Here is a 20,732-nt window from a genome sequence, read left to right as displayed (position 1 = left end):
GACGCGACGCAGCCTCGGCGTGTCGCGTCGCCGATTGCACATCGGGCGAGGGCGCCTCTCGTTGACGACGACCGGGCCGTGTGGAAATGTAATACTCATCTCTGAGAGGATGATTCTCACTTGGCGAGATTCGAACGGAGCAACCAATGGTGAACGACTTCACCGAGATGGACTTCTTCCGCGACAGTCGGCTCATCGAGGATCCCTACCCCTTCTACGAGGCGCTCCGCCAGCGGTGCCCGGTGACCCGGGAAAACCATCACGGGGTCACCATGGTGACCGGCTGGGACGAGGCCTGCGCCGTGCTGAACGACGCCCAAACGTTCTCCTCATGCGTCTCGGTGACCGGCCCGTTTCCCGGCTTTCCGGTACCGCTCGAGGGCGATGACGTCACCGAGCTGATCGAGCAGCACCGCGACGAGCTTCCGTTCAGCGACCAGCTGCCCACCCTCGACCCGCCGACGCACACCAACCATCGCGCCCTGCTGATGCGGCTGATCACCCCAAAGCGCCTCAAGGAGAACGAAGACGCGATGTGGGCGCTCGCCGACCGGGCGCTCGACCCGTTCCTGGCGCCCGGCGAGGGCGAATTCATCAAAGGCTTCGCGGGCCCCTTCACGCTGCTGGTCATCGCCGACCTGCTGGGGGTGCCCGAGGAGGATCGCGACAAGTTCGTCAAAGGCATCCGACACCACTCGGGTGGCGGCGTCGGGGGCGGCGGCAAGGAAGCGCTGGCGCACAGCCCGCTCGAATTCCTCTACGGTCTTTTCTCCGACTACGTTCGCGACCGCCGCCGTGAACCCCGCGACGACGTGCTGACGGGCCTGGCGACCGCCACATACCCTGACGGCTCCATTCCCGAGATCGAAGACGTGGCTCGCGTCGCCAGCAACGTCTTTTCGGCGGGCCAGGAGACCACCGTGCGGCTGCTCGGCGCAGCGTTGCAAACGCTCGGGGAGCGCCCCGACATCCAGGCGCAGCTGCGCAGGGACCGCAGCCTGATCCCCAACTTCATCGAAGAGGCGCTGCGCATCGAAAGCCCCGTCAAGGGCGACTTCCGCCTGAATCGGGTGGCCGTCAATGTCGGTGGGGTCGACCTGCCCGCGGGCACCACCGTGATGGTTGTGCAAGCCGCCGCCAACCGCGATCCGCGCAGGTTCTCCGACCCCACCACCTTCGACCCGGAACGCAAGAACGCGCGCCAGCACATCTCGTTCGGGCGCGGGATCCACAGCTGCCCGGGCGCGCCGCTGGCGCGTGCCGAAACCCGTGTGGCGATCGAGCGGATGCTCGACCGAACGTCGGAGATCAGGATCAACGAACGCATGCACGGCCCGGCGAATGACCGCCGCTACCAATACGTTCCGACCTATATCCTGCGGGGTCTGACGGAGCTGCACCTGGAGTTCACCCCGGCATGAAAGTCTCGGTCGACGACCAGCGCTGCCGCGGTCACGGCGTGTGCGTCACGCTTTGCCCGGAAGTGTTCAACCTGACTGACGACGGATATGCGGTGGCGATAGCATCCGATGTCCCAACGGATTTCGAGGCAGCGACCCACGAGGCCATCGACTGCTGCCCCGAACAGGCGATCAGCGAAACACAAGACTAACGAGACCAAGGAGATTCGAGTGGCTCAAGGGCCTAAGGGGTACGTCATCCTCACCGAGGCCATCAAGGATCCGGAGGGCATGAAGGCCTACGCCCAAGCCGCGGGAGCGGCGATGGGCGGCGTCAACGTTCTTGCGGTGGACACCGCTCCCAAGGTCGTCGAGGGCACGTGGCACGGCGATCAGACCGTCGTACTGGAATTCGAATCGGTGGATGCGGCCCGCGCGTGGTACGAGTCGGACGCCTACCAAAAGGCGGCGAAACTGCGCCAAGCGGCAGCCGACTGCAACGCGGTCATCCTGTCGGGCTTCCAAATACCGTCGGCCGCAGGCTGATCGCTACTCGACGATAGAGATCGCCTGCCGGGGGCATTGACGAACGGCTTCCCGCACGTCCGACTCGGTCTCCGCGGTGACCTCTGGTTGCAAGACCGTCAGCATGTCGTCGTCGTCGAGGTGGAAGACCTCCGGATTGATGCCCATGCAGACCCCGTTGCTTTCGCAAAGACCCCAATCGATTTCGATTCTCATCTCAGCACCTTCACCGGTACGTGCTTCCACCCCATGACGTTTTGCATATGGACGCGTTCGCAGCCGTCCCAGTCCACCTCGTAGCGGGGCATGAAGTCAAGCAGCTTCTCCAGCGCGAGCGCGCTCTCCATGCGGGCCAGCGCTGCACCGAGGCAGCTGTGAATCCCGTAGCCAAATCCCATGTTCAGAGCTTCGGTCCGGTCGCGGTCGACGTCGAATTTGTCCGGATTCGTCCACGCGTCGGGATCGCGATTGGCCGCACCGTTGATGAGGAAAATCGGCTTTCCGGCCGGAATCGTGACGCCGTGCAGATGGACGTCCTTCATCGAGCGACGGACCTGATATTGCGACGGTGCCTCGTAGCGCAACAGCTCTTCGACGGCCGCGGGGATCTTGCTGCGGTCGTCGAGCAGCTTCTGCCACTGGTCGGGAAAGCGTGCGAACACCACCGGCGCATTGCCGACCAGCTTGGTGACGGTCTCGGCGCCGGCGCCGCCCAACAGCGTTGAAAAGCCGGCAATCTCGAGGTCGTCGAGATTCCGCTTCTCCCCGTTCTCGCATTCCAGCTCCGCCTCGAGGAGCTTGGTGAACAGGTCGTCACGCGGCTGATCGCGGCGTTGCTTGACGAGGTCGTAGTAAAGCATCGCGATGTTGATGTTGGCCTGCATACCCGACTCGCCGACTTCGACCTGCCCGGGCGCGCGGGTCAATGACTCATCGATCCAGTGGCGGATCTGCTGTGCGTGCTCCTCCGGCACTCCCAGCATCGTCGTGATCACCTCGACCGGGAAGGGGCCGGAGAAGTCCTGCACGGCGTCGAACCGATCCGGGTCGGCCGCGCCGAGGTACTTCTCGATCTTTTCGGTGACCATCTGCTTCTGGGACTGGATGGCACGGGGGGTGAAGACTTTGTTGAGCAGGCTTCGCATGTGCCGATGATCGGGGGGGTCCATGAAGATGATCGACTGCGGCGGCTGTTGCCCGGACCGCACCATCGACAAGTCGATGCCGTAGGCCGACGAATACGTTTCGAAGTCCTTGAGGCCCGCTGCGACGTCAACGTGGCGAGTTAGCGCGTAGAAGTCGTACTCCTCGCTGTAGTAAACGGGAGCTTCTTCCTGCATTCGCCGGTACGTCTCCCAGGCGCCGTTGAAGAATTCCTCGGAGAACGGATCGAAGACCAGCTTCGATTTGGTCATAGGACACTCCTGGCGGGCGAGGTGCGGGCTGGAACCGTTACAGTGGATTGCCTCACTGTAACGCTAACGGTAGCGCTTTCGTGGCGGGCCGAAAAGACCAAAGCGGCGCCATTTCATACCCTCCCGGCTCTCTCTGTTACGGGGTCGATGACCTCGATGACGTCGTTCAGCGCACCCAGGTCGCTGCCGAGTTCCTCGGCCATCGCGCGAACCACGGCGACGTCCTTGCCGACGAATTCGCCGGTGACCGCAATGAACGACGCGAGGGACCCGCGCGCCGCGAGGATGTTCAGCGCCCGGCTGGCTGCGCTGCCCTGCGGTAGGGCGGCCAGCAGGGTCGACTCCGGCACGCCGAGCCGCTGGCCCAGCCGGATCGCTTCGGCAAGCAGCCCGATGTGGCCCGCGAACAGCGCGTTATTGACCAGTTTGACCCTTTGCCCGGCGCCGAGCGGCCCGACGGGCAGTACCGGATCGCCGTAGCAGTCCAGCACCGGGCGCACTCGTGCCACGGCATCGTCGCCGCCCCCCACGAACAGCGTCAGGCTGCCGGCCGCGACGTCGTGCGGGCCGCCGCTGACCGGCGCGTCGACCACGTCGAGGTGCAGGGCGCGGGCGGCGACGGCCTCGATGGTTTTCGGGCTCGCGGTGGTGTGCACCACCAACGTCGACCCGGGCGGCATCGTGGCCAGCAGGGTGCCGTCCAGGCAGACCTCACGCACCTGCTGATCCGTGAACACACAGAGCACCACGACGTCGGCCCGCGCGCCGGCGGCTGCAACCTGGCTCACCGCTCGAGCGCCCAGCCGTTCGAGTTGCTGCCGCGACTCGGCGGTTCGCCCTAAGGCTCGGACCTCGTGCCCGCCCTCGACCAGGTGCGCCACCATCGGGCGTCCCATCCGGCCCGCGCCGACGAACCCGACTTTCACTGGGCCTTCATCGGGAATGGCCCATCAAGGCCAGCGTGGCGTCGGCCGCATCCAGCACGGCACCGCCGCGGGCCTTGGCCTGCTCGGCGAGTTCGACGATCAACCGGACATCCTTTTGCAGCAGCGTCCCCGCCAGACCGGCCAGCCGCTCCAGGCCGCCGATCCCGCCAAGAGCGTTGAGCGCGAAGCTGTTCGCGCTGCCGCGGGAGGCGACTTCGGTGAAACGATCCGGGGAGACGCCCAGCGCATTGGCCAGCGACAAGGCGGTGGCCGCGGTGCCCAGGTTGGCGGTGAACAGCAGGTTGTTGAGCAGCTTGGTGGTTTGCCCCGAGCCCAGCTCGCCGAGGTGAACGATCGGGTCGGCGTAGGTTGCAAAGACCGGACGGCAGCGTTCCACGACGTCGGCGTCGCCACCGACCATCACCAGCAGGCGGCCTTCTGATGCCGCCGGGCCACCCCCGCTCACCGGGGCATCGATGACCGAAACACCGTGGGCACGAGCGGTTTCCGCGAGCTGGCGGCAGGTGTTGGGGTGTACGGTGCTGTGCACGGCGATGACGCCGCCGGGTTTCATCGAGGCCAGCAGCCCGTGGTCACCGCTGGTGATTTGCTGGATGTCGGCATCGCCGACGACGCACAGGCAGACCACGTCGCAGTCCGCGGCCAGTTCGGCCGGTGACTCGGCGACCTTCGCCGCGGTGTCGGCGAACGGCTCGAGCGTCGCGGGTCTGCGCGCCCACAGTGTCGTCTGGTAGCCGGCTTCGACGATCCGCCGCGCCATGGGGGCGCCCTGACTTCCCAGCCCGATGAATCCGACTTTCACCCGGCCTCCAAATCATCCTGTGGATCAACGGGATTCGCGCGAGAGGCCACGCATGCATCCGCGAACGAGAAGACCTTCGAGTGGTAATCCGCGGCGGTGTGGCCGAGGCTGATATTGTGTCCGGCCCCCGGTTGGCGGTTGACGCTGAACCGCGGCGTGCCGGAGAACAGGGAGGCGATCTCGGTCAACGCCGAATCATCCGTCTGCCAAACCCTTTCGTGCTCGGCGATGCTGAACTGGACCGGCACGCCGATGGCCGGCGCGAGCGCCGGGAAGTCTTGACGGGCCCAGTTCGACACCATCTGGTCCTCGTACGAGGGGGCTCCCGGATAAATAGTGGCCCCGCTGAGGACCTCGGGCGGGTAAACCCGCTCCGGGTGCCACAACAGCTCGCGCAACCCCGCCGGCCGGCGTTCCCGGGTCGCCGTTTTCAGGATTTCCCGCGCCGCGGGGTGATAGCGGCGGCCGGTACCCGACAGTTCGATGCCCAGCAGATCCGCGCCGCGCTCGTCAGCGCCCATCCGCACCGCCAGTTCGCACCCGCCCGAATGGGCCATCAGGAACAGTCCCGCGCCGCGCGGGCGTTCCCCGAGAACGCGATCGACCGCCCCGTAGGCGAGGCCGACCCGCTGCTGGGGTGTGGCCATCGCCTCGGGATAGGGAGCGGAGCTGCCGTAGCCGGGCCGGTCGAGCGCCACCACCGTGAATCCCGCTGCGGCGCCGGCCCTTAACAGCGAGTAGGAAGGGTGGCCCGGGCAGTCGAAATAGATGGCGGTGGTGCCTCCGCCGTGGATCGCCACGATCACGGCCTTGGGTTCGGGGGCCTCGGCGACCAACGCCGACATCGGGACGCCGTCGACGATCACCACCCGCGGGCGAACGGTGATCATGCGTCGGCCCGCAGCAGCAGCACCCCGCTGGGCGTGAGGCCGCCGCTGCTGACCACGCCGACGCGGGCGCCGGCGACCTGGCGGTCACCGGCCTCCCCGCGCAGCTGGCTAACAGCCTCGTGCAGCAGGCCCATGCCGTGCGTGCGGCCGTGCGACAGCTGGCCGCCGTGGGTGTTGAGCGGCAGCTGGCCGTCGCGGGCGATGTTCTTGCCCCCGTCCAGGAAATCCTTGGCCTCACCGATTCCGCAGAAGCCCAGCGCCTCGATCCAGGACAGGCAGTTCATGGTGAACCCGTCGTAGAGTTCGGCGACGTCGACGTCGGTGGGTCGCAGCTCGGTGCGCGTCCACACGTGCGCGGCCTGACCGAGTACCTGCGGCTCGTGGGTGAGAGTGCTTTGGTCCCAGTCGATCCGCTCGACGATCTGGGTGCCCACCGCCTCCACCAGCACGGGCGGTTTGGCTAGGTCGCGGGCGGCGTCAGAGGCGGACACGATGACGGCGATCGCGCCGTCGCACGGCACGTCGCAGTCGTAGAGGCCGAACGGTGTGGTGATGGGCCGCGCGCCCAGGTAGTCGTCCATCGTCATCGGACTGCGATAGACGGCGGTGGGGTTGAGCTCGGCGTTGGCGCGCTGGTTCAGCGCGATCCAGCCCAGCGTCTCTTTCGTTGTGCCGTAACGGTGGAAGTGCCGTTGCGCGTTCATCGCCAGCGTGTGCGCCGCCGACGTGGCGCCGAACGGGAACTGCCAGCCAGGCGCTCGGCCCCCCGATAGATGGGAGGGGGTGATCTTGCCCTGCTTCATCAGCTCGCTGAAGGTCGCTTCCCAAAGGGTCCGGAAGCACAGCACGTGACGGGCCAGGCCGCCGGCGACCGCGAGCATCGCGGCGATCACCGATCCGCCCGGGCCGAACGTCTCGATGCCGCCGTTGTGCCAGGTCGGCCGTACGCCCAGCGCCGCCTCCAGCGCGGTGACCCCGCCCTCGCCGAACCCGCCGAGGTTGCCGCCGCCGGGATATGTTGAGAGGCCGTCGATGTCGGCGAACGTCAGCCCGGCATCCGCGATCGCCGCCTCACACGCTTGCACCGTCAGCGCCAGCGGCGGCTCCATCAGGCGGCGCCCGATCGGCGACATCCCGATCCCGGTGAGCGCGACTTTGTCCTCGAACTTCTCCGCGGTCAGCATCGGCCTGATGTGTTCGCCGAAGCGCTCCGGCGCGATCTCGTCTTCGGGCAGGGCAGCGGGCTGCGCGTCCGCAACGGGGCGAAACAGCGGCAGCCAGACGTCCTCGATGTGCTCGAAGACGACCTCCACCTGTTGACCGAGTTCGAGTCGATCAAAATCGCACTCAACGATGTTGGTGGTCAGCCGGACGCGCAGATCTTCGGCGATCGCCACCTGCGCGACGACGTACGGGGCCGGCATTCCCGGCAGGCTGAACCGATGGTTGATGGTGAACCCGGCCAGCGTCGCGACACCGGAGACGGCGCGCACACCCATATCGCGGGAACGGCAGTAGCGGCACACCGGTGCGGGCGGATGGATCAGCGACTCGCAGCGCCTGCATTCCTGCAGCCGCAGCGTGCCGTCGGCACCGGACGTCCAAAAGAACTCGTTGTCGAGGGTGACCATCGGAAGGGGACGTCCCGGTGCTGCTGACACGTCACCTCCGGAAAGTCGAGCCTCGGCGGTAGGCCCGTTGTACGAATCGGAGAATTACGTTATCACTTTCAGGCAGGCGCGATCTAGGCCGCGCATCTGCCGGGACCGATCCGGAGCGCCCGACGATGGCCAGAGCCTGCCCGGGGCTCGGCCCCGCCGTGCCGCCACAGGGGCCGAATTCGCGCGACGCATACGAAGGGTGCCAACGCTGGCCGCTGGAGCCGGAAGCGGTGATCCTGTTGCACTACAGGAAGATACAGTCGATTTCTGGCTTGCACGCGAAATGCCATTTCCGAATGCGTTGGGCGGGCCCCGCCCCACTTCAGCCAACGTTCGGCTGCTCATGCGGAAAGCCGGAATCAGTGCCCGGCGACGGCCTGCACCAGCATGGTCGCGGAAGGGCTCGACAACACCCAGTTACCGTTCTGATTGACAAACATGAGGGGCTTCGTGACCGGTGCCGACAACTTTGGCCCCGAGACAGCCACGTCGGACATGACCGTAGTCGGACCGTTCTGTTGGATGTTGGAGACGACGAACGACAACGGGAGCTGCCCGTTCCGGTAGGCCACTCTCAGCTCGTGATCCATCTGATGGCCCTCGCCCGACCCGATGCCGCCTTCGACGAGACCATCTTTGGTCCTATATGACACGCCCGGATTGGAAAGGTCGTTGAGGATGCCAGTCAACTGGTCAGGGGTCGGCAGGTTCATTGTCGACGCGGGTTGCGGCGGGTCCTGTGGTAGCGGCGCGCCGACTGAGGCCAGTTGAACCTGAGGCAGGTCCGCAGGGGCAATGCCCGATGCGCTGGATGCCAGCCCGGCGGCGCCACCGCCAACGACGGCCAGTGCAGCCGCGCTGACGGCAATGGATTTCATGGATTTCATGGTTCTCCCTGTTTTGCCATGGACGTGCGGGACGTTCCCCGCATCTTTATGCCGACAATGTGTACTGGGCACATAGTGCATCAATATTTGGGCCCAAAACTGCCCTGTATCAATCGGTATCAACCTGTTAGGAAACTGTAGTGCCGCTCCTCATCCCCGACTCATGACGAAACCTCGCCGCGATAATTGGCAAGAAGAAACAATCGATCTTCGGTTCGAACGCGAAGTAGCCGCCCCGCCCGCGCACGGTCACACGGCTTGCGACCGGACTAATCCGCGACCGTCATGCAATCGGGTTGAGCGACGCGCGGAGACGTCCCGGCGTCAGATGGGCACCCAGATGGTGCCTATGACAACGCCCCAATGCTGAAAGCCGTTACTCCACGCCGGGGCCTGCGGTGCCCACCACGGCGTTGGCGGAGGAGGCGGCACATCCAATGGGGCAAATGCCGGCGCATATGGCGGTGGAGGTCTGTACCACTCGGGCGGCGCCGGTGGCTGTTTGCACACGTTGGTCGTCGGATTCCATGACATGTTGGGGCCGCATTCCGCCGAGCTGACACCCGGCGTCCCGATAACCGCAACCGCCATCGACACGAACGCGACCGCGATAACGGCGGCCAGATGACTAACCAACCGTCTCATGGCAGGCCTCCCTGAGGGACTATCCCGACCTTGGCTGGCTTCAGCTTATGCCTTCGAGACCGCCAGAACTAGCGACGAGCGGTCAACGCGTGAAGCCCCACTCGGCTTCGTTCGCCTCGGTTTTGAGGTGCGCGGCGGGATCTTCTTCGCCGCTTGGGGGCGGCGGCACGTCGTCGGGTCGGCGTTCATTCAATTCCATGATGGCGTGGACCGGGCAATCCATCAGCGCGCGCATGACCGCGCCGCGGTCGGCCTCGGGGACGTCACCGTCCCCGATCAAACACGCGTAGCCCCAGTCGTCGAGCGAGAAGTAGCCGGGAGCGTGTTTTGCGCAGATGCCGAAGCCGTCACAGAGGGTCCGGTCGAGGTGGATCTTCATGCCATCGGTCACGCGTACACCACCGCCTCCGCCTCGTAAGGCCGTTCGGCGCTGAACATTTGGGCTCGGCACAGCTCGCAGCCGTTGTCTAGGTGCTGGGCCACCGCTTGCGGGAACTGGTCGAGCAGGCTTCCCGCCACGTTGGCCGCGGCGTCCAACGTCGCGCAGGCGCCGCGGCCGCGCAGCGTCACCGACCACCGCCGCAGCCGGTCGAGGTCCTCGGTCGTGGCGGCACCATCGCGGAGCGCGCCGGCGGCGGCGGCCATCGCGGCGGTGCCGTTGAAGCACGAACCGCATTGGCCGGCGTTCTCGCGGTCGAAGTAGGCCAGTACCGACGCGGCGACCGCCACCGTACATTCGTCGGCGATCACCGCGATCGCACCGCAGCCCAGGGCGCTGCCGAGGCCGCGGAAAGTCTCGTGATCCAACGTTGCGTCCAGCACGCTCCTGTTGAGCAGCCCGGCGAAATAGCCGCCCAGCAGCGCGCCTTGGACCCGCTCAGCCGAAACCCCGTGGAGGGCAACCAGTTCCCGGAACGGCAGCCCGTGCGGCACCTCGTAGAGCCCCGGCGGCCGACCGGCCCCGGTCAGCGTCACCAGGAAGGTGCCGGGCGAGGACGCCGTGCCCAGCGAGCGGAACTCCGCCGAGCCGTGCCGCTGCAGGTAGGGCAGGTTGGCCAGGGTTTCCACATTGCTCACCAGGGTGGGCCGCCCACCGACGCCCTTCTGGAAGGGCCGCGGTGGCTTGTCCGTCGGCTTGACCGGGCCGCCGTTGATCGCGCGGGTGACCGCGGTCTCCTCACCGGCGATGTATCCGGCAGCGACGTTGAACACCTCAATCGTGATGTCGCCGAGCGGATGTTCCGTTAGCGCGATCTCGACGCTGCGGGCAGATTCCGGGTCTGACACGTAGACGTAGGCCCGGTTGGCCGCCACCATCGCAGCCGCGAGTCGCAGCCCGTCGAGAACGAGGTGGGGCCGGTTCCGCAGCAACCAGCGGTCCTTGATCGAAGCCGGTTCTCCCTCTTCACCGTTCGCGACGACAACGGGGCCACCGGCGAGACGGCCGTTGTCGCGCACGGCGCGCAACTTCACCGCGAGCGGGAAGGCCGCGCCGCCCCGGCCCTGCAGCCCACTGCGTTCGACTTCACCGAGCAGTTGGTCCGGATCGGCAAGGCGACGGTAGCCGCCTTGCTCCCGGTAAGCCTGGTAGCTCTCCCTTGTGTCCGGGTGAGCGCCGAGCAGGCGCGACGGGCACCCGGGCCAGGTGGCCGCGGTGATGGCCGGCGCCGCGCTGGTTCCCATCAGCTGCTCTCCATCGTCGCAGTTAGGCTTGCGCACATGCGAACCGCCGTCGTGCGCGTCAACGTCGACCCGTCCGGTGTGCTCACCGCCGCGCAGCTAGGCCAGGGCATGACCGCGCTCCTTCTGCTTGCCCGTGAGCTGGGTGCGGATGTGGTGGAAAACAATGTTGCGGGCATGCCGCCTGATCGCCGCGAGGTGGAGCTCCTGATCGCAGGGGACGAGGCCGACGCGGTCAAGCAGACCGGACTGGCCCTGTGCGCCAAGGCATTTGGCACCGCGCCGGCGGCCGGCGTGGTGACCTTTGTCAGCCGGGGAACCGACGACGACGCGCACGGCGTGCTGGCCGGCTTCGGACTCACCGGCGAGATCGTCCGGACGCCCGGCGACGACGGCTACGACATCATCCACGTGACCCTGCGCGAAGCCGACCTCGAGCGGATCCCGGAAAGCCGGATCCACACGGCCCTCGAGGCCTCGCTGAACTGTGAGGTTCACATTCGCATCGGGTAAACGCAACGGGGACATCAGGAGTCCAAGAATTCGAGGATCGGAGGCCCGGCGAGCACCCACGTGTCGAACATGTTGAAGTGCTGCACCCGGCCCGCCGCGCGGTCTTCGGAGGCGCGTTCCCAGGCGTCCTCCGGCCAGGGCGGATCGATGAGCTTCGACTCCTTGATCAGGCAGCTCACTTCCAGCGACGTCCGTTTGGGGTGATCCATGTCGTTCTCGCCGCCACGAATGATCAGCGTGGGGACCTTTATACGGTCGAACATTTCGTCTTCGACGCCCGGGATCGTCTGTCCCGGCTTGGAAACGAACGCGTTGAGCCAGCGCAGCATGACCTTGAGAAACTCGTCCTTGTCGAAGTCGAGAAACCGCTGCTTGTTGGCGGGGTTTTCCTCGATGCGCTCGCGCCATTCCTGCACCTTCACTACGCCGTCCATTCCGGTACCTCGCACCGCGAGAATGCTTGGGACGATGTAGAAAGAGCCCAGCACGAACGTGCCGTAGATGCCGCCGACGATGTTCCACACCACGAGTTTGGTGACCATCTCGGGATAGAGCATCGTGGTCAGCATGGAATCCCGTGCACCGCCGGATCCTCCGGCGAGGATGCAGCGCTCGAAGCCCAGCCCTGTCACCAGCTTGTGCAGCGTCTCGGCGCGCATATGCGACTCGCTTTGACCGTAGAACTGCACATCGGAGGCGCCGCAATTGGGCCGGTCCCACAGCAGCACCCGATAGCCGCCGGCCGCCAGTGCCTCGGCCAGCGGGCGCAGGCCGTTGATTTCCTTGCTGAACCGGCCGCCCGGTGTCAGGGCAATGAGATCGCCTGTGTCACCGAGGATTTCGTAGACAACGTTTCCGCCATTCACCTCGATAGTCGACACACATGCTCCCGTCGCGTCACGCCATCACCAGAACGTCATTGCCCACGACTCGCACCGGATACGTGCGAATGCTCCACTCCGGCTTGACCGCGGTCGTGCCGGTCGCAAGCTCGAAGCCCCATTGATGCCAGGGGCAGTAGATGTACTCCAGGTCCCGCACCATCACCGCGTCGCCGGCGGCGGTCTCGTCGACGATGGTGCGCCCGCGGACGCGCCCTGAGCACAGCGGACCGCCTTGGTGCGGGCAATAATTCGCGATGGCATAGAACGTCCCGTTGACGTTGTAGACACCGACGCCGTGCCGCCCTATCGGCACCAATTTGTGGCTGCCCGCAGGGATTTCGTCCACTGTCGCCACGACATGCTCGCGGCCCTGAGCGAGGCGGGGCTGGGGCCGCCTGGTGGTTGCCCCTTCTTGTTCAGACGCCAACTCAAAACACCCGGGTCTGGCCCTCGAGGACCGGCACGGTCTCCGGGAGGTGGTATGTCGCGATCCCGTTCTTGTACATCACCGCGTCCCGGGCCGCCTTCGGCAGGTGCTTCACCAGCCAGCGCGGGTCGTCGAACGTCCAATGCGGGTAGTCCGAGGAGAACAGCAGGATTTTGTCGCACTCCATCCACTCCAAGGCGCGGGTCAACTCCGTCTTGTCTTCCGGATAGTCCAGCGGTTGGGTGGTGAACTTGATGTGCTCCTTGACGTACTCCGATGGCTTGCGCGTGATTGGCATCCGCGACTTGCGCGCTTCGTAGATCGCGTCCATGCGCCACATCAGCGGCAGGATCCACGAGAACGCGTGCTCGACGAAGACGACCCGCAGCGTCGGGAACCGGTCGAAGACGCCGTCGAAAACCAGGCTCATCACCTGATTTGCGGCCAGCAGCGAGTAGGTCACCATGAAATCGTGGTTGTAGCTGGGGAATCCAACGGGCGGGGTCGGTAGCAGCTCGTAATTGCTGCGCGACAGGTGACAGCTCACCGTGATGTCGTGCTTGGTGGCGGCCTCCCAGATGGGGTCGTATTTCGGGTGACCCCAGGACGGTCGCGGCTCCGCCTTGATCAGGATCTGCGCCATGTACGGATGCCCGGCCCACTTCTCGATCTGGCGGACCGCGCCATCAGGATCCTCGATCGCTACGCAGATCGAACCCCGCCACCGCTCATGCCAGTTGTTGTGGCTGTCGAGCCAGTGGTTTGCCTGCCAGTCGTTGAGTGCGCTCGAGAACGCCTGGTGAGCCTCCGGCAAGCGGGGCGTGCGGCCGGCGGGCTCCAGGATCGCGATGTCGGAGCCGGCTTCCATGATCAGCTGACGGAACGCCATGTCGGGATCGCTCCCGGGAAACTCGCCGTCCGGTGGGAAGGTGTCCGTGCGCATCGCGAAGGCGTGCGCGTAATCGGGAGCGTCGTAGTAGATCAGCTCGCCCACCCTGTGTTCGAGGAAGAAGTTGCTGCGCCACGGCTCGGGGATGTACGGGGTGATCTCGCCGCGTTTGGGCACCGGGTGGACATCCGAGTCGACGCACCGGACGGCTATGCGCTCGGCGGCAGGAACCCGCTCGTGCATGTGTGTCAGTGTCATTTCGCACTCCTCAGTCTTCCTATTTCACATTCTGCGACTATCCCGCTGCGAGGTCGACCGAAACGTCGATCCCGTACAGGTTGGCCGCGTTGCGCCAGCACAGCTTTTCGCGCTGTTCGGCGGATAGCGCTGTCGGCAGCCGGCGCACGTCATTGCATTGCCAGTGCGGATAGCTGGAGCCGAACATGACCATGTCTTCCTTGCCGGTGAAGCCGAACCACTCGCCGGCGAATTCCGCGTCGGGCGGACCGTCGAGGCTGCCCTGCACGAAGTGCACGTGGCCGGGTAGGTAGGCACTGGGGATGCGCGGCGCCCAGGGCGTCTGTTCCAGGTGTGGCCGGCCGAACGTGTCCATCCGCCACATGAACGGCGTGAGGAAATCCGCCGCGCCGTCGGCCCAGACGAACTTTAGGTTCGCAAAGCGCTCGAACACGCCCTCGGCGATCATGTTCATCAGGTGATAGAGGTAGTTGAGCGCCATGAAGCTGACGTATTGCTCGTAGGTGAGCGTGTGCCCGGACGGCGTCGGGGGAAAGCCGATGCCCTCGCCGGTTTCAATGTGCACAGCGACCGGAAGATTGGCATCGGCGGCGGCTTCCCAGAGCGGCCAGAACTGCGGTTTGCCGTAGAGCTCGCGGGATTGCAGCGGCACACCGATCTGGACCACTCGCGAGTGGCCACGCCACTTCTCGATTTCCCTCAGTGCGCCGGCGATGTCGTCGGGGTTGACCCGAATCGTCCCGCGGAACCGCTCGCCGAATTCCGCCGAGTCCAGCCAGCGCGACACCATCATCTCGTTGTGCGCGGCATGTAGCGCCGTGCCCAGGTGCCGGTCCGGCATGATGCCGCGCCCCATTGGGTGCAGCACGGCCACATCCACCCCGCGCTTCGAAAACAATTCATGGCCAACGAAATCCGGATCCGAACCCGGGTACTGGCGGTCGGGTCCCTCGATGTTCGGCACGTACTCGCCGCCCGGTGCGCCGTACCAGTCCATCTCGTAGTCGGGGAAACCGCGGCTCTTGAACGGCTCGCGCAAAAACGAGCGCAGGTCCTTGTTCGACGGGAAGAAGATGTGCACGCTGGCGTCGATCACCGGTGTGCGCGTTCCGTCAGCGTGTTCGATCACGAGAGCCGTCCTTCGGCGCCGTCAGCCAAAGTGAGCCCGGTTGGGCCATATGATAGATAAGCTAACATTCTTCTGGATCGTCAATCAATGGATTTCCGGTAAGCGTTTCGGTTAGTCATCGGCGCTGGTAGCTATCGGTATTGCCGTCGCTGAGGTAAGTATCGTTCTTGATAAAGGATAATAGCATTCTCCGCTATTGCTGATGGACCCGACCGCGCCGGCGACAACTCGCGAACCGGACCTCCCGCATAGGCAGTACGATTCGACGCGTGATCGCCGGATTGGGGCCATGTTCAGCTTTGTCCATGTGTGCTTGGCGCCGAGTCCGATCGCGGATCAGCAACACGACCGCTGACTGAGCGGTTTGCACCCATCGGGACGCCACGCCCATGAGGAAGACGCGCGAATCGATGTCAAAATGTCGTAGCTCTTTGTCTCACCCGATGGCCCGTACGTGCTGAGGGCAGTGCACGCGTCCATGGTGCGCTGGACTGGTCTCCTGTTCGTGGTCGGCGCGGCACTGTTTGCGCTCGGTGTCCTCCTCTCGCTGCTACCCGCGTCGCCACCGCTGCTCTCGGCGGTGACATACGCGATCGGGGCGGTGTTCTTCACAGCCGCCGCGACCCTTCAGCTCGTCCTCGCTCGCCGAGAGCTGCCCGACGCCGAGCGGCGCTCGCTCCCGTTGCGTGCTCGCACTACCGACTGGCTGGCCGCGGCTATCCAGTTGGTGGGGACGGTGTTGTTCAACGTCAACACGATGGACGCCGCGGTGAGCATCGGCGCGCGCCCAGAGCTGGTAGACGTCGAGGTGTGGGTGCCGGACATTGTCGGTTCTGTCGCGTTCCTGGTCTCCTCGGCTATCGCGATCGTTCCCGAGGTCCGGGCCCGGCGGCATTCCCACGTTGCGAACGCGTCGCAGCGCATCGCTTTCCTCAACTTTGCTGGATCCGTCCTGTTTCTCGCCTCGGCCGCGGGCGCACTGGTGTTGCGCTCGGGAGCCGATGTCAGTCTCGCGTGGGCCAACATCGGTACGTTCTTCGGCGCCTTGTGCTTCCTCGTGGCCGCGTGGCTTTTCGGCTGGCCACCTCCGCAGCCGCGGGGCGCGCGGGGGAAGCTCCACCGCGAGACACCTCAACTGTGAGTCACCTAAGCACCAAGCGTTGAGTTCGCCTCGTCGTCGCGCGCCCACGGGCAAGGCTGGGATGTCCAAAATCACGGATTACCAATGTGATTCACGAGCCGAATCGTTCAGAGCAGTGGCGGCGAGCCAATCTCTGCGGTCAGGACAACTAGCCTGACGGTGGCAGGCCCGCCTGACCCACGGTCACACCGGCCGCCTTCTCGAGCGGTTTGATCACCGTCGTGAAATCCGAATCGGGCCCTTCCTCGCGAGCCGTCGCCTCCCAGAGCCGACCGATCGTCTCGGCGACCTCGGCCGGCACGCCCAGTCCCTTCGCCTCGTCGAGATACAGCCGCACATCCTTGACCATCAGCCCGGTGGCGAACCCGTAATCGAAGGTGCGTGGCAGGATCGCGCGGGGAAACTTGTCGCGGCTTGCGCTTGTCCCGCCGGACCCCGCGTTGAGCACGTCGACCATCACGCTCGGGTCGAGGCCGGCCTTGACGCCCATCACGACGACTTCGGCGGTGGCGACCAAGACGTTGGCCGCCAGCATGTTGTTGGCAAGCTTCATGGTCTGCGCCGCGCCCGGCTTCTCGCCGATGTAGAAGGGTCTGCCCAGCGCCTCCAACACGCTTGCGACGCTGTCGAATTCGGCCCGCGGGCCGGACACCATGAGCGCGAGCGACCCATTCTGGGCTCCGCTGACCCCACCACTGACCGGGCTGTCGATCGCCGCGATGCCACGTTGGCTCAGCAGGTCGTGAATTCGGGTTGCGGTCCGGCTTCCGACGGTCGACAGGTCGATATAGCGCCGCACCCGCGCGCCGTCGACCACCCCACCGGCACCGGTTGCCACCTCGAGCGATGCGGCGGGCGACGGCAGGCTTGCCAGCACCGTTTCGGCGTGATCGGCGACGTCCTTCGGCGACGACGCGGCGCGTGCCCCGAGGGTCACGATGCGATCGAGCGCCGCGTCGTTCGTGTCAAAGGCGATGACAGCGTTGCGTTGCTCAAGGAGGCGAGTTGCCATGGGAAAGCCCATGTTTCCCAACCCGATGAATCCGATCTCCATCACGGCCACTAGGTTGGGTCCACTTCCGCGAACGCCTCCCCGGCGATACGAAAGCTATCGACCGCGGCGGGCACGCCCGCATAGATGGCCACCTGCAGGAAAATCTCGCGGATCTCGTCGCGGCTGACACCGTTGGTCAGTGCCGCCTTGACGTGGGTGCGCAATTCGTTGGGCCGGTTGAGGACCGAGATCATCGCCAGGTTGAGCATGCTGCGGGTTTTGAGCGGCAACCCGTCGCGGCCCCACACCGCTCCCCAGCAGTACTCGGTAACGAGATCCTGCAACGGCTTGGTGAAGTCGTTCGCGTTGGCCAGGGCTTGATTGACGTATTCCTCGCCCAGCACCGCCGAGCGGATTTCGAGTCCTCGTTGGTATGTTTCGCGATCCAATGGTCTTCTCCTTTTCGACCGGGGTTGACGCCGATCTACACCCAACCAGAGCGGTCGACCCGCAATCGGGCGCGTCCTGATATGACGTTGGTCTAGCCGGAAGGAGCAGTCGTGACTGGAGCAAGTAGCGACGTCTGGGAAGTCATGTCGACCGCCCGGACGATCCGTCGGTTCACAGACGAGCCGGTCGACGACGCCACGCTGGCGCGGTGTCTGGAAGCGGCCAGGTGGGCCCCGTCGGGCGCGAACGCGCAGGGATGGAGGTTCGTCGTGTTGCGATCGCCCGAGCAGCGGGCCGTCGTGGCCGAGGCGGCCGCGCACGCCTTGGAAGTGATTGAGCCGGTGTACGGAATGAGCCGACCCGCCGACGACGACACCAGCCGCCGTGCCCGCACCTACCGCGCGACCTACGAATTGCACGACCGGGCAGGTGAATTCACCTCGGTGCTGTTCGCCCAGCAGCACTACCCGACCGCGTCCGAACTGCTGCTCGGCGGGTCGATCTTTCCGGCCATGCAGAATTTTCTGCTGGCCGCGCGCGCCCAGGGTCTCGGGGCGTGCATGACCAGCTGGGCCTCGTACGGGGGCGAGCGGCTGCTGCGTGACGCCGTTGGCGTGCCCGACGACTGGATGATCGCCGGCCACATCGTGGTGGGATGGCCCAAGGGCAGGCACGGGCCGCTGCGCCGTCGTCCACTGGCCGAATTCGCCAACCTCGACAGGTGGAACCAGCCGGCCGACAACCTGGCGGCCAGAATCTAGCGGCGTGAGTCATTGGTTCGGGAGCACCGTTGTGCGGCGGCGACTCTTCGTCGAGATCCACGTCGGCGCGAAGAAGTGCGACTGCGCAACACGCTCGCGTCAATCTCGGCATCTAAGCAAGCAGCGTCCGCGCCTTACTTGCACCTCATAACCGATTTCCGAGATTATTACTTCCGTGAGAGAGAATGTTATTCTCGCTCTGGCGGTGACGACAGGAGGCGGCCTTCATGCTGTTGGAGTTCGACGCTGATCAGCGACTGTGGCAGAAGACCGTGCGCGACGTGGTCGGCAAGCAGTGCCCGCCCTCGCTCGTTCGCAGCGTGGCCGAGGATGGCGTCGACCCGAGCCCGTTGTGGAAGTCCTATCTGGACCAGGGTTGGACCGAGCTCAACGATCCGGCCAGCGCGGTGGAGCTGGCGATCGTGTTCGAGGAGTTGGGACGAGCGACCGATCCGACCCCGTTCCTCGCGACGATGAGCCAGTTCGCACCCCTGGCCGGCGATCAGTTCGACCCGCACGCGTCGGGGACCGCCGTGTACGGCGGGATATGGGCACACCGCGACGCCGACGGCTGGGTGTTGGACGGGACGGCACGCCACGTCCTCGACGGCGACCGTGTCGACCGGTTGGCGGTGGTGACCGATGCCGGGGTGTTCGTCGTCGCGGCCAACCAGGTATCGGCTCGCCGCTCGGCGGTGTTCGATCCCGTCCTTCATGTGGCCGACTTGTCGTTCGGCGAGGTCCGGGTCCCCGACACCGCCCGGCTCACCGTAGACGCGGAGCGCGCGCACCACATCGCGTTGGCGGGCATGGCGATCACCATGGTCGGTGCCTGCCAACGGATCCTCGACCTGGTGCTCGATCATGTCCGCACCCGTCACCAATTCGGCGTACCGATCGGTTCCTTCCAGGCTGTTCAGCACAAGGCTGCCGACATGCACGTCGCGGTGGAACGCGCCCGGGCGCTGGCCTACTTCGCCGCCTTGACGATCGCGGCCGACGACCCGCGGCGCCGGCTGGCCGCCGCGATGGCCAAGGCGTCGGCGGGCGAGTGCCAGTCGCTGGTATTCCGGCACGGCTTACAGCTTTTCGGTGCGATGGGCTTCACCTGGGAGAACGACCTGCAGTTCGCGCTCAAGCGGGCCAAGGCGGGCGAGCACATGCTCGGCGGGGCGGCCGAACATCGCGCGCGCATCGCGGAGGAGTACCGTGCAGCTGACTTTTGATCCCGACGTCGAGGCGTTTCGGGCGGAGTTCGCCGCGTTCCTCGACGAAAACCTGCCTCCCGCAAGCGAAACCCTGGAGCGCCCGCGGTCCGTCTCACATATGCCGCAGTGGGCGCGGCGTTGGCAGCGGCTGCTGTTCGACAACGGCTGGCTGCTGCCCGGTCAGCCACCCGAATTCGGCGGCCGCAACGCGACCATTGTCCAGCAGTTCGTCCATCTCGAGGAATTGTGCCGCCGGCGGATCTACCACAGCTTCAACCCGCAAGGCGTGAATATCGTTGCGGCATCGCTGTTGTCGTTCGGCAGCGACGAACAAAAGCGCCGCTGGGCAGTGCCCATCCTGCGCGCCGAGATCACCGCCTCGCTCGGGATGAGTGAGCCCAGCGCCGGCTCCGACCTGGCGTCGCTGCGCACCCGTGCGGTGCTCGACGGCGACCACTTCGTGGTCAACGGGCAGAAAGTGTGGACGTCGGGGGCCCATGACGCCGATGTGTTGTTGACGTTCGTGCGGACGAACCCGGACGCGCCAAAGCACAAGGGCATCAGCGCATTATTGATCCCGACCGACACCCCGGGCGTCGCGCGCCGGCCGTTCCCGTCCATCTGTGCCGCCGATGACCTGGACTTCAACGAGGTGTTCTTCACCGATGCGCGTGTCCCCGCCGAGAACCTGGTCGGCGAGCTCGACCAGGGATGGCGGGTGGCCAACGGATCGCTAGGCCACGAACGCACGATGATGTGGCTCGGTTTTGCGGACCGAATGGACAACGTGATCGCCGACTGGCGTCCGTCCACCGAGCTCGAGCGCGACCAATACGCCACCCTGATCATGGACAAACAGGCTCTGCGCCTGCTGGGTTCGGTGGCGTTGGCCCGCGCGGCGAGTGGGGAAGACGACGTCGCCGCGATCTCCGTCCTCAAGCTCCTCGGCTCCGAAGCCGAGCTGCACGGCACCGAACACGCCCTGTCGGCTGCCGGTTCCGACGGGCTCATCCACCCCGGGCAGACCGGCCCGTATGCGCCGATGAACCTCGACCACTACTTCGCCAGTTGGTTCGAGCGTTATGCCCGCAGCTTTTCCGGCACGATCGCCGGGGGAACCTCGGAGATCCAGCGCAACATCATCGCCCAGCGCGTGCTCGGCCTCCCTCGCGGCTAGCGCTGGTCGTGAGCTACGTGCCGGAGCTCGCGGGCTCAGACGGCGTGCC

The 20,732-nt window shown here is 65.8% G+C and carries 23 protein-coding genes; 8 read left to right on the top strand and 15 right to left on the bottom strand.

The annotated features are described in order from the left end of the window. The first annotated feature begins 146 nt into the window (after window positions 1-146). Genes A5764_RS10070 through A5764_RS10060 form a run of 3 tightly spaced genes read left to right on the top strand, consistent with a single transcriptional unit; the run spans window position 147 to window position 1,946 of the window. Complete coding sequence (locus tag A5764_RS10070; protein WP_067112457.1) at window positions 147-1,421, top strand: cytochrome P450; 1,275 nt, start codon at window positions 147-149, stop codon at window positions 1,419-1,421. Further along, the gene (locus A5764_RS10065) at window positions 1,418-1,612 is read left to right on the top strand and encodes a ferredoxin (RefSeq protein ID WP_067112454.1); all 195 of its coding nucleotides are present in this window, start codon (window positions 1,418-1,420) and stop codon (window positions 1,610-1,612) included. Before A5764_RS10070 ends, A5764_RS10065 begins: the two co-directional genes overlap by 4 nt. A gap of 19 nt (window positions 1,613-1,631) precedes the next feature. After that, window positions 1,632-1,946: a DUF1330 domain-containing protein gene (locus tag A5764_RS10060; protein WP_067112451.1), complete on the top strand. Its 315-nt coding sequence runs from the start codon at window positions 1,632-1,634 to the stop codon at window positions 1,944-1,946. Between the two features lie 3 nt (window positions 1,947-1,949). Here A5764_RS10060 and A5764_RS10055 read toward each other — a convergent pair whose 3' ends face one another. The 9 genes from A5764_RS10055 to A5764_RS10015 form a co-directional block, all read right to left on the bottom strand. After that, on the bottom strand, window positions 1,950-2,141 hold the full coding sequence (locus A5764_RS10055) for a ferredoxin (RefSeq protein WP_067112448.1): 192 nt from the start codon (window positions 2,139-2,141) through the stop codon (window positions 1,950-1,952). Beyond that, the gene (locus A5764_RS10050) at window positions 2,138-3,340 is read right to left on the bottom strand and encodes a cytochrome P450 (protein WP_067112445.1); all 1,203 of its coding nucleotides are present in this window, start codon (window positions 3,338-3,340) and stop codon (window positions 2,138-2,140) included. The genes A5764_RS10055 and A5764_RS10050 overlap by 4 nt, the downstream gene beginning before the upstream one ends. A 113-nt stretch (window positions 3,341-3,453) precedes the next feature. After that, complete coding sequence (locus tag A5764_RS10045) at window positions 3,454-4,266, bottom strand: NAD(P)-dependent oxidoreductase (RefSeq protein WP_082951626.1); 813 nt, start codon at window positions 4,264-4,266, stop codon at window positions 3,454-3,456. 7 nt (window positions 4,267-4,273) lie between these two features. Beyond that, entirely contained in the window at window positions 4,274-5,089 is an 816-nt protein-coding gene (locus A5764_RS10040) for an NAD(P)-dependent oxidoreductase (RefSeq protein WP_067112442.1), read from the bottom strand. Next, entirely contained in the window at window positions 5,086-5,979 is an 894-nt protein-coding gene (locus tag A5764_RS10035) for an alpha/beta hydrolase (RefSeq protein WP_067112439.1), read from the bottom strand. The genes A5764_RS10040 and A5764_RS10035 overlap by 4 nt, the downstream gene beginning before the upstream one ends. After that, the gene (locus tag A5764_RS10030) at window positions 5,976-7,610 is read right to left on the bottom strand and encodes an OB-fold domain-containing protein (protein ID WP_197501285.1); all 1,635 of its coding nucleotides are present in this window, start codon (window positions 7,608-7,610) and stop codon (window positions 5,976-5,978) included. Before A5764_RS10030 ends, A5764_RS10035 begins: the two co-directional genes overlap by 4 nt. 389 nt (window positions 7,611-7,999) lie before the next feature. Then, entirely contained in the window at window positions 8,000-8,527 is a 528-nt protein-coding gene (locus A5764_RS10025) for a hypothetical protein (protein WP_067112434.1), read from the bottom strand. Between the two features lie 727 nt (window positions 8,528-9,254). Further along, complete coding sequence (locus tag A5764_RS10020) at window positions 9,255-9,551, bottom strand: ferredoxin (protein WP_067112431.1); 297 nt, start codon at window positions 9,549-9,551, stop codon at window positions 9,255-9,257. 8 nt (window positions 9,552-9,559) lie between these two features. Next, window positions 9,560-10,855 carry an NADH-ubiquinone oxidoreductase-F iron-sulfur binding region domain-containing protein gene (locus tag A5764_RS10015; RefSeq protein WP_067112588.1) on the bottom strand — a complete coding sequence of 432 codons (1,296 nt, stop codon included), beginning with the start codon at window positions 10,853-10,855 and terminating at the stop codon, window positions 9,560-9,562. Window positions 10,856-10,891: 36 nt separating this feature from the next. On the opposite strand from A5764_RS10015, the gene A5764_RS10010 reads away from it, so the two are divergent. Next, entirely contained in the window at window positions 10,892-11,365 is a 474-nt protein-coding gene (locus tag A5764_RS10010; protein WP_067112428.1) for a hypothetical protein, read from the top strand. A gap of 14 nt (window positions 11,366-11,379) precedes the next feature. Here the strand turns inward: A5764_RS10010 and A5764_RS10005 are convergent, their stop codons facing one another. Genes A5764_RS10005 through A5764_RS09990 form a run of 4 tightly spaced genes read right to left on the bottom strand, consistent with a single transcriptional unit; the run spans window position 11,380 to window position 14,952 of the window. Beyond that, on the bottom strand, window positions 11,380-12,246 hold the full coding sequence (locus tag A5764_RS10005; RefSeq protein WP_067112425.1) for an alpha/beta fold hydrolase: 867 nt from the start codon (window positions 12,244-12,246) through the stop codon (window positions 11,380-11,382). A gap of 16 nt (window positions 12,247-12,262) precedes the next feature. Continuing rightward, window positions 12,263-12,676, bottom strand: a complete 414-nt coding sequence (locus A5764_RS10000; RefSeq protein ID WP_067112423.1) for a Rieske 2Fe-2S domain-containing protein — start codon at window positions 12,674-12,676, stop codon at window positions 12,263-12,265. Between the two features lies 1 nt (window position 12,677). Continuing rightward, window positions 12,678-13,823: an amidohydrolase family protein gene (locus A5764_RS09995; RefSeq protein ID WP_067112418.1), complete on the bottom strand. Its 1,146-nt coding sequence runs from the start codon at window positions 13,821-13,823 to the stop codon at window positions 12,678-12,680. 37 nt (window positions 13,824-13,860) lie between these two features. Continuing rightward, window positions 13,861-14,952 carry an amidohydrolase family protein gene (locus tag A5764_RS09990; RefSeq protein ID WP_067112415.1) on the bottom strand — a complete coding sequence of 364 codons (1,092 nt, stop codon included), beginning with the start codon at window positions 14,950-14,952 and terminating at the stop codon, window positions 13,861-13,863. Window positions 14,953-15,406: 454 nt separating this feature from the next. Here A5764_RS09990 and A5764_RS09985 point away from each other — a divergent pair, with 454 nt between their 5' ends. Further along, window positions 15,407-16,093 (top strand): hypothetical protein, encoded by a 687-nt coding sequence (locus A5764_RS09985; RefSeq protein ID WP_082951624.1) that lies wholly within the window; start codon window positions 15,407-15,409, stop codon window positions 16,091-16,093. A 148-nt stretch (window positions 16,094-16,241) separates the two neighbouring features. Here the strand turns inward: A5764_RS09985 and A5764_RS09980 are convergent, their stop codons facing one another. Both A5764_RS09980 and A5764_RS09975 read right to left on the bottom strand, forming a co-directional pair. Then, window positions 16,242-17,147: an NAD(P)-dependent oxidoreductase gene (locus A5764_RS09980; protein ID WP_067112584.1), complete on the bottom strand. Its 906-nt coding sequence runs from the start codon at window positions 17,145-17,147 to the stop codon at window positions 16,242-16,244. Window positions 17,148-17,155: 8 nt separating this feature from the next. Beyond that, entirely contained in the window at window positions 17,156-17,536 is a 381-nt protein-coding gene (locus A5764_RS09975) for a carboxymuconolactone decarboxylase family protein (protein ID WP_067112412.1), read from the bottom strand. 144 nt (window positions 17,537-17,680) lie between these two features. On the opposite strand from A5764_RS09975, the gene A5764_RS09970 reads away from it, so the two are divergent. The 3 genes from A5764_RS09970 to A5764_RS09960 all read left to right on the top strand — a co-directional run bounded on the left by A5764_RS09970 (window position 17,681) and on the right by A5764_RS09960 (window position 20,683). Next, window positions 17,681-18,298, top strand: coding sequence for a nitroreductase family protein (locus A5764_RS09970; RefSeq protein WP_067112409.1), 618 nt, complete (start codon window positions 17,681-17,683; stop codon window positions 18,296-18,298). Window positions 18,299-18,525: 227 nt separating this feature from the next. Further along, window positions 18,526-19,524, top strand: a complete 999-nt coding sequence (locus A5764_RS09965) for an acyl-CoA dehydrogenase family protein (RefSeq protein ID WP_067112406.1) — start codon at window positions 18,526-18,528, stop codon at window positions 19,522-19,524. Further along, a complete protein-coding gene (locus tag A5764_RS09960) occupies window positions 19,508-20,683 on the top strand; it encodes an acyl-CoA dehydrogenase family protein (RefSeq protein ID WP_067112403.1) in 1,176 nt (391 codons plus the stop codon). The genes A5764_RS09965 and A5764_RS09960 overlap by 17 nt, the downstream gene beginning before the upstream one ends. Window positions 20,684-20,732: the final 49 nt, after the last annotated feature.

The organism is Mycobacterium sp. 852002-51057_SCH5723018 (genome assembly GCF_001667035.1).
Lineage (GTDB): Bacteria > Actinomycetota > Actinomycetes > Mycobacteriales > Mycobacteriaceae > Mycobacterium.
The sequence above is the reverse complement of the archived record's forward strand: the minus strand, read 5'-3'. Positions and strand labels throughout refer to the sequence as shown.